This window comes from Streptomyces sp. ISL-87 (assembly GCF_018614095.1).
GTDB lineage: Bacteria > Actinomycetota > Actinomycetes > Streptomycetales > Streptomycetaceae > Streptomyces.
This window is the reverse complement of sequence record NZ_JAGGOY010000141.1, coordinates 18696-27429: the sequence shown is the minus strand read 5'-3', so window position 1 is coordinate 27429 and position 8734 is coordinate 18696. Positions and strand designations below refer to the sequence as shown.

Below are 8734 nucleotides of genomic sequence, written 5' to 3'. Positions count from 1 at the left end.
CAAACGCAACGGTGTTGACGGCACGAGCGAGGTCACCACCCCCTCCGTGTCACCCGGCACCCCTACCTCGATCCCGACACCGCCGGTCCCGTTGCCGTAGCCGGTGTCGGCGAGCCCCTTGGAACATGTCCCCGGACCGCGGCCCTGGCCCGCGCTGGCGCTGGTGCCGGTGCCGGTGCCGGTACCGGTGCCGGTGCCGGTGCCGGTGATGTTGCCGTTGCCGGGGAGCAGGGCCGGTGCGTGGAAGGCGCCGATCAGGGCGGCGACCCGGCGGCCGCCGGCCGAGGCGGCGGTGATGACCTCGCGCATGTGGGCCTCGCGGGCCAGGTCCGTCGAGGGGACGGCCGCGTCCGACCGCAGCCCCCACCCGACGCCCAGCGCAGCGCGCCGCACGGCTTCCGGGGAGCAGCCCGGAGCCAGCACCTCCACCGCCCGGTCCCAGAGATCGTCCCCGTCCCGGCCCGTACCGGACGCGGCCAGCGCGTCCGCGAACAACCGCCCCCCGGGGGCCTCGGCCAGCCCGGCCTCCCCCGAAGCCGAGTCAGACGTCGAGCCGGAGTCCGATGCCAACCCGGCGCCCGAGCCCGAGCCCGAGCCCGAGCCGGTGCCTCGCGCCGAGCCGGAGCCGGTTGCCGAGCCGGTGCCTGGCGCCGAGCCGGAGCCCGAGCCCGAGCCGGAGCCGGAGCCCGAGCCGGAGCCGGAGCCCGAGCTGGAGTCCGAGTCCGAGTCCGAGCCGGAGCCGGAGCCGGAGCCGGAGTCCGAGCCGGAGCCGGAGCCTGGCGCCGGGCCAGCCGCCGAGCCGGAGCCCGAGCCTGGTGCCGGCGGTTCCGAGGCCGTCCACGCCGGATCGGCGAGCGGCAGGTCGCAGCACACGACCTCCACCCCCCGCCCCCGCGCCCAGCGGATCGCCGCCAGTTCCGGGGAGAAGTCCGCGAACGGGTAGAACGCCAGCCGGCCCGCCCCGTCGGGCCCCGCGCCGGCCAGCGCGACCGGTGCCACGGTCTCCGGATCCGCCAGATGCCCCAGCCACGGCTGGAAGTCGGCCGGCAGCTCCACGCACACCACCTCCGCGCCCGACTCCTCCAGCAGCGCCGGAACCATCGCGGCCAGCGCGGGGCTGTGGTGACGTACTCCCAGCAGGTACGGCTCACGGCACGCGGCGAGCGCGTCCACCGCCGTACGCGGATCTTCGAAGGTCACCGCAGGCTCCCGCGCAGGTCCCACAGGCGGCGCCACATCGCCGAGCCGTCCTCGGCGCGGCGGCGCACCGGGCCGTCCCAGTAGCCCAGCAGCCGCCCGTGGTCGGCCGGGTCGTCCTTGCGCACGACACCCAGCAGGTGCCCCGGCAGGAGATCCAGCACGTCCCCGCCCGGCAGATACGCGGCCGCCACCCCCAGCGACGCGGCCACCTGGACCGCCTCGGCGGTGGACATGACGGTGCCGGGCCGCTCCACGTCCCAGCCCTCGGCGGAGCGCCCGGAGCGCAGGTCCCGGAAGACGGTGACGAGCGCGTCGAGCACGGCGTCGTCCACCCCGAACGCCGCGCCCGCCCGCTGCACCGCCGCCACCGCCTGGCGGCGGATCAGAGTGGCCTCCGCGTCGGCGTCGGCGATCGGGGCGACCGTCTCGAAGTTGAACCGCCGCTTCAGCGCGGCGGACATCTCGGAGACACCGCGGTCCCGCAGGTTGGCGGTGGCGATGACGGTGAAACCGGGGGCCGCGGAGACCACCGCGTCCTCGGTGGCGGTCAGTTCGGGCACGCTGACCCGCCGGTCGGACAGGATCGACACCAGTGCGTCCTGCACCTCCGGCAGGCAGCGGGTGATCTCCTCGACGCGCGCCACCCGCCCCGTCCGCATGGCAGCGAGCACGGGGGAGCCGACGAGGGCTCCCGAACTGGGCCCCTGGGCCAGCAGCAGGGCGTAGTTCCACCCGTAGCGGAAGGCGTCCTCCGTGGTTCCGGCCGTCCCCTGGACGGTCAGGGCGCTGGTGCCGCAGACGGCGGCGGAGAGCAGTTCGGAGAGCATGGACTTGGCGGTGCCGGGCTCGCCGGTGAGCAGCAGGCCGCGCTCACCGGCGAGGGTGACCACGCAGCGCTCCACCAGGGCCCGTTCGCCGACGAACTTGGGGGCGATGGCCAGCTTGGCCGGCAGGCCGGCGCGGCGCTTCGGGAGCGCCAGCTCGACGCCGTCGCTGCCGCAGACGAAGGTGACGACGGCGCGCGGGGTCAGCGCCCAACCGGGCGGCCGGGGCCCGGTGTCCTGAGCGGCGAGGAAGGCCAGTTCGGCGGCGTACCGCTCCTCGGCAGGCAGAACCTGCCGGGCGGGGGCGGGCTGTTCGGTGACGGTCATCAGGGTCCTCTGAAGTGGTTCGGAAAGAGTGGTTCGGGGCCCGGCACGGCGCGACACCGCGCCAGGCACGCGACACCGCGGACGGCGCGACACCGCGGACGGAACGCGACACCGCGGACGGCGCGACGCCGCGCAGGGCAGACACCGCGCACGGCGCGACACCGCGCAGGGCAAGACACCGGCCTGCCGCACCCCCGCAGGGGCAGGGGTACTACGGCGCGCCGGTGCCGTGAGCGGGGCTCAGCGCCGCCGGGTGCGCTTCACCTTGAGCTCCTCGAAGCGCGGTACGTCGCCCTCGCGGACCCGCCCCCACGCCCTGCGGTACAAGTCGGCGGCCGGCTCGGCGGGTACCACTATTCCCAGCGCCGCATGCCTGCCCGCGACCAGTGCGTACATCGGGAGCTTCCACAGCTCCACCGGCAGCGCGGGGGAGCGCATGTCGGTCCACCCGCCCGGCAGGAACAGCGAGCGCCCGGCCCGGCTCCGGCTGGCCGTCACCACCAGTTCGGTGGCGGCCAGTTCGGCGCGGGCCGCCTTCATCCGGGCCGGCTTCCAGCCCGTCCACCGGGCGGTGTTGCGGTCGGTCGGATCGGGCATGGCGAGCAGCGCGAGGTACAGGGCGGCCGCGTCGGCGCCCAGGCCGTGCTCCGCGAGGACCTCCGCCACCAGCTCCGGCACCGAGCGGCTCGGGTCCTGCGGCCACCACGTGCCGTCCTTGTCCACGCCGCCCGCCGCCGGCGGCCCCGGATCCGCGAGCAGCCGGGCGAACCCCGGGTCGTGCGTGATCCGCAACGCCGTCTCCACACCGCCCAGCCGCTGGTCGGTGCCGCGCAGCGCCGGCAGGTACGGGTCGGAGCCGGTGGAGTCCAGCAGCGCCGTGCGCAGCGCCGGCTTCGGCTGGGAGTCGTGCGTGGCCAGCACCACGGCGCCGTACCGCTCGTACCCCTCGGCGGTCTCGGTCGGGGAGCCCGCCGCCTTCCGGAAGTCGGGGAGGCTGATGAAGTAGTCGGTGCTGAGCAGCAGTTCGGGAGCGGTGAGCCGCTGCCGGACCGCCGTGAGCGCGGGCGGCAGGGTGGCCCGTACCGGATCCCCGGCCGGCAGCCGGTGCGCCAGCCAGGCCGTCATGGCCATCGCGCCCGTCAGCACGGACCCGGTGAACGGGTCGGCGGTCGGCTCGCAGGGCTCCACATGGTCGCCCTTCACCGTCCACGCGACATCCGCGGAGAGCACCGGCGCCGCCGCAGGGTCCAGCAGCGCCGGCAGCGCGCGGTGCACCGGCCAGCCACCGCCGACGGCCCGGGCGGCCTCGGTGAGCAGCCAGTCGGGTACGGGCGTACGGCGGCCCACCCGCCGGTTCCACACCTCCGCGGCGGCGGCCACATCGGGCCCCTCGCTCCACAGCCGCGCCGGGTCGGCGGGCAGTAGCGCCGCGACCAGCGCGCGCCGTACCTCGACGCCGAGGTTCTTGAGGTCGTCCCGGGCGTACGCCGCGTCGGTCGCCTTGACCCCGAGCGCCGTCCGCAGCTCGGCGGGCAGGAAGCCGCGCTCGTAGCTGTCGATATGCGGCAGGCCGGCCAGTACCAGCCGGGCCTGCGTACCGGAGACCCCGGTGAGGCGGGCGAAGTCCTCGGCGGCCTCCGCGCTCCACGGCACGGGACCGCGCAGCGCGGCCTCGCCGAGGAACGCGGCCAGCCAGCCGGCGCCCCGCTCCCGGTCCCCGAGCGGGGCCTCGCCGCGCACGGTGTAGGGCCCGGGCACGGCGAAACGGCCGCTGGGGTCGTACAGCAGCGCCCCGAACTCGCAGCCGTCGGCCACGGATTGCTCGTGCTCGGCCGGGACCGCGAGCACGGCCCCGCCGCCGAGCGGGAGCACACCACGGCGCCGGTCCGCGCGCTTGCGGCCGTCGGGCCCGAGCAGGTGGCCCGCGCCGAGGTGTACCAGCACCCGGCGCCAGCGGTCGGCGGACTCCTGGGCCGAGCCCAGCCCCAGCGCGTCCACCTCGCCGAGCAGGCTCAGCAGAGCCGCCCGCTGCGCCTCGGTGGTCCCGACGACGACGGCGCGGTAGGCGACGGCGGCGGGCTCGTCCAGGAACAGCCCCGTCCACGGCAGCGCGGAGTAGGGCAGATGCGGCGTGTCGTAGTGCAGCCGGCCGGGCACCCCGACGGCCTCGGTGTCGGCGCCCGCCGCGGCGAGTGCCCGCAGGAAGCGGAAGGCGGCGTCGTTGTCCCCGCCCCAGCGGTAGTGCCCGGGGCCGGTGAGCCCCTCCAGTGCATCGTCGAGCAGGTTGTCGGCGGGGCCCCGTACGCCCGTGTCGGCCGGATCGGAGGCGGTGTCCTTGGTCAGCCGGTCGGCGACCTTGTCCAGCGCCTGCTGCTGCCTGACGGCGAAGCGGAGCGTCTCCACCACACCGCCGATCAGCTTCGGCGCGGTCACCCGCGGGAGCGCGGCACTGACCAGCGCGGGTAGCTCCGCGGCCGTCTCGACCCCGGCGGCCGCCTTCAGCAGCGCGGCGGCCGTCTCCCGGTCCGCCGAGCGCAGCGCCACCGAGCCCTCGGTGTCCCGGGGACGCTGGCAGTACCAGTAGGCGAGGGGCGGGAGGTCCACGCATCCGGTGGAGTAGCCGGCGCTCCGGTGGTTGTCGCTGCTGGTCCGTGCGGTGACCACGCCGTCGGGGTCGCTGATGGTCAGTTCCCGCCAGCTCTGCGCGAGCGCGCGCGGCCGGTCGCTGCCGGGGAGGGTGAGCGCCGCGGCGGGCGCGAAGCCTCCCTCCGGCACGGTGACGGATCGGCCGCCGGTGTCACTGGCGTGCCAGCCCTGCCCGGGGATCCGTACCGCACGCCAGCCGAGCAGGCCGTCCACGGGCGCGCCGAGTACCGAACCCTCGACGGTGGGCGCCGGCCGCAGCCAGTTCTGGCCGGCGTTGTCGGGCAGGGTGCTGCCCCGGGGGTGGCCGTGCAGGGCGTCGGCGAGGAACGCGGGCTGCGAGCGGCGGCCGAACACGCCGCCGGCCGGGTCGTACTCGCACCAGTTGGCTTCGCCGGGGGAATCCGCGCGCTCCCAGGCCCAGTACGAGGTGCCGTCGGAGATGATTCCCCGCTCGGACGGCACCTTGCTGTCGCCCGGGTGCACGACGCCGTTGCCGGTGGCGCGGCCGCCGCCGGGAACCGGCAGGGTGACGTGACCGGAACGCGGCGACCAGTAGGTGGCGACGGAATCCAGGGTGAGGATGTCGCCGGGCGCGCTGAGCCAGTAACCCTGGACCGGGCTGTTGTACGCGGTCCAGAACACCAGCAGATCGCCGTCGACGTAGTGGAATCCGTGGCGGTACGGCGAACCGGACGGGACCCGCAGATCGTGCGTCAGCACGGTGGAGTCGGCGTCGATGACGCGTACCTGCGTCGAGTTGGCCACGATCAGGAAGGGCCAGGCGTCCATGACGGTCAGCCCCTCCTGGCCCCGGCCGGGCGCCAGCTCGGCGAGCGCGGTCTCCCAGGCGGGCCAGGCCAGCTCCTCGAACAGCCCGCCGCGCAGCGTGCGGGCGAAGATCTCACCGACGTCGGCGGCGGCCGCGGCGGCCACCTCCGGCCGGGCGAGCGCCAGAGCCTCGGAGGGCAGCCAGGTCAGCCTGCTGATGGCCTTGGGCAGCTGGGGCAGGCCGGCCGAGCGGGACGCGGCGGCCACCTCACGGACCCAATCAGCCAGCAGCGGGCTGCTCCCGGGCGCCAAGGCGAGCTCCCTGACGGTCTCGTTCCCGGACCCGCCGTTGCCCAGGTCGTAGAGGGCGCGGAAGAAGGCCGGCCGGAACCGCGGGTCGGCGCACAGGGCGCTCAGCTCGCGCCGTCCGGGGGTGCGGCCCCAGTCGTCCAGGTGCAACTTCTCGCCCGTCTCCGGGGGGTCGGTGACCGGGATGTCCAAGGACAGCAGCAGATCGAGGAGACCCACGTCCTCCAGGCCCAGCCGCAGGCCCGCCTCACGCCCGGGCTCGGCGAGTTCGGCGCGCAGCCGCCCGGCGCAGCGCTCGACGAGGCCGAGCAGCGCCGGCATCCCGAGCCGGCTTCCCCAGCCGCTGTGGCGGGCGGTGTGGAAACGCTCCAGCCAGCCGGCGGTGCCGTCGGCGCAGCGCTCCTCGGCGGGCACCGCGTCCGAGGCCAGGCCCGCGGTGGCGCCAGACTCCTCCAGGATGTCCAGCCAGAGGTCGGACAACTGGCCCCCGTCACCCGGCGGCGGAGTCAGCTCGAGCAGTGTGCCCCGTACCGCGGGCACGCGCTTCGCGAGGGCGATCAGCGCGGTGCGGTGCGCCTTCCACCAGCCGAGCGCCGCGCGCAGGGTGGCGGGCAGGGGCAGCAGTTCAGCGAGGTACTCCTGCTCCGGCTCGGTGCCGGTCAGCCCGGCGGCCTTCGCGAGGCGGCGCAGCTCGACGGCGACCTGCGCGGACGGCGGCAGCCCGCCCGCGGTGCGGCGTACGCACAGCCGGCGGAATCGCTCGTGGGCCTCGGCGGGGGAGACCCGGAGTGCCAGCTCCTTGCCGTAGCCGGTGAGTACCTTCACCGGAAGCGCGCCGGCCAGCGCGAACTCCAGGAAGACGGCGTCCAGCCGGTCCTCGTCGATGGGAAGCCCGTGCTGGGCCTCGCCGGCCCGGGCGCGGGTGAACAACTGCCCGGCGTACGTGGGGTTCTCGACCGCGAGGAAGACCCGCGCGGCCTGCTCGTAGAAGACCGGCAGGAAGTGCGGGACGGAGGCGGCGAGCCGGTCGGCCAGCTCGTGGCAGGCGTCGAGGGCGGCCTTCGGCTTCGTCTTCGCCTGGCGGGCGGCCCGGTCCAGTTCGGGGACGATCGCCAGCGCGTGGTGCCCGTCCTGCGGGTGGTGCACCAGCACCCACTCGGGGAAGCCGAGCGCCTGGCGCTGCCCGAGGCCGACCACGGGCGGCTCGCCGTCCTCCGGTACGAGTCCCAGGAAGCCCGCGGCGAGATCCTCGGCGGCGCCCAGCTCCGCCGCGGCGAGCCGGACCACGACCCGGCCCTCCCCGAGGGCCGGGTGGAGGTAGGCCCGCGCGGTCAGCTCGACGGCCGACGACCCCGCCCCCACCGTGTCGGCCGGCAGTACCGCCCCGGCCTTGAGCAGCGCACCGAAGTCCGTGTCGGCGGCCGTTTCCGTAGCGATCGTGTTCACGCGTCCGCACCCTCTTCGATCTTGCGCCCGGCGTACAGCGCCGCGGCCATCCGCATCCCCTCGGACCAGGCCACCGGCCCGACCTGCTCCAGCCGGACCGCCCGGCCGTTCTCGTCGTGCCAGCTCAGGGCGCCGGTGGTCTGCTCGTCCTCGTAGTACGGCTCGCCGATCCACACCGACGCCTCCGTGCTGCCGCCGGTGTCCCGGACCGTGCAGGTGGCGTATCCGCCGGAGACCTGGTACCCGAGCCCGGTGGCCCGCGCGGCCAGGCTGAACCGGGTCGGGAACACCCCGCCCGCGTAGTCCAGGACCTCGGTGGCGCCCTCCTTCCCGAACTTCGCGGGCCGCTCCCACGTCGCCCGGTGGATCTGCTCCACCCGCTGCGTGATGCCCAGTTCGGCCGCGAAGTCCCGTACGTCGTCCAGGTCGGGCAGCAGCACCGGGTGCGGCAGGGTCACCGTGTGCGGGGAGAGCCGTACGGTCTCGCCGTCCAGGTTGACCACCTTCAGCTCACCGGAGTCGGTGGCGTCGCGCAGGAATCCCACCTCGTCCGGGTCGTCGCCCACGACGGCGAGATCGCGCAGGGCGCCCTGCCAGGCCTCGTCCCGCCATACCCGGGCGAGCAGCTCGGTCGGCACGGGCAGCGAGGACACCATCCAGGTGTCCACCCGGGCGACACACGCGGCCGCGTGCCGGTCGAGCCACTCGGCGAGCTGCCGCAGCCGGTCCACCTCGGGGTGGTCCCGCAGCGCCTTGGGCAGCGCCTTCAACTGCCGCCCCGCCGCCCCGCGCGCCACCACGCGTCCTTCCACGAGGGCGATCTCGTACCCCTCACCCGCCGCCAGCCAAGCCATCAGCCCGTGCCCCTCCGCCTGTCCGATCAGATCTTTTCGCGCAGCCCTCACCACGGCGCCAACGGCCCCTGAGCTGCGGTATGCCCGGAGACTAACGAGAGCCACTGACAACGCCCCCGCCAGGGCTGCCGGGTGGTCCGACGGCGTGGAACCGGAATCACCGCGGAGGCGACCGGTCCGGCAGCCGGCCCGGCACGTCGTCCGACGACCCGTCCGGTACCCCCCTCGCTGCCGCCGTTGGCGTAGAACTGGTAGACGGCGTACCCGAGTGGGCTGGGCGCGCTGACGCCGCCGAAGACCCGTTGGTAGTCGGCGAAGCTGGTGATGTGCACCGGACGGTCCGTCGGCCCGCGCACGGCG

Annotated in this window: 4 protein-coding genes; all 4 read right to left on the bottom strand. The window is 75.4% G+C overall.

Translation table 11 applies throughout. The features are described 5' to 3' along the window. Window positions 1-1200: DUF5682 family protein (locus tag J7I97_RS36675; protein ID WP_308369162.1), on the bottom strand; the 1200-nt coding region annotated here is incomplete at its 3' end. Continuing rightward, window positions 1197-2351: an AAA family ATPase gene (locus tag J7I97_RS36670; protein WP_214944342.1), complete on the bottom strand. Its 1155-nt coding sequence runs from the start codon at window positions 2349-2351 to the stop codon at window positions 1197-1199. The genes J7I97_RS36670 and J7I97_RS36675, both read right to left, overlap by 4 nt. Window positions 2352-2591: 240 nt before the next feature. Continuing rightward, window positions 2592-7520 carry a DNA-binding protein gene (locus J7I97_RS36665; RefSeq protein ID WP_308369164.1) on the bottom strand — a complete coding sequence of 1643 codons (4929 nt, stop codon included), beginning with the start codon at window positions 7518-7520 and terminating at the stop codon, window positions 2592-2594. Then, entirely contained in the window at window positions 7517-8374 is an 858-nt protein-coding gene (locus J7I97_RS36660) for a DUF4132 domain-containing protein (RefSeq protein ID WP_214944341.1), read from the bottom strand. The genes J7I97_RS36665 and J7I97_RS36660 overlap by 4 nt, the downstream gene beginning before the upstream one ends. Window positions 8375-8734: the final 360 nt, after the last annotated feature.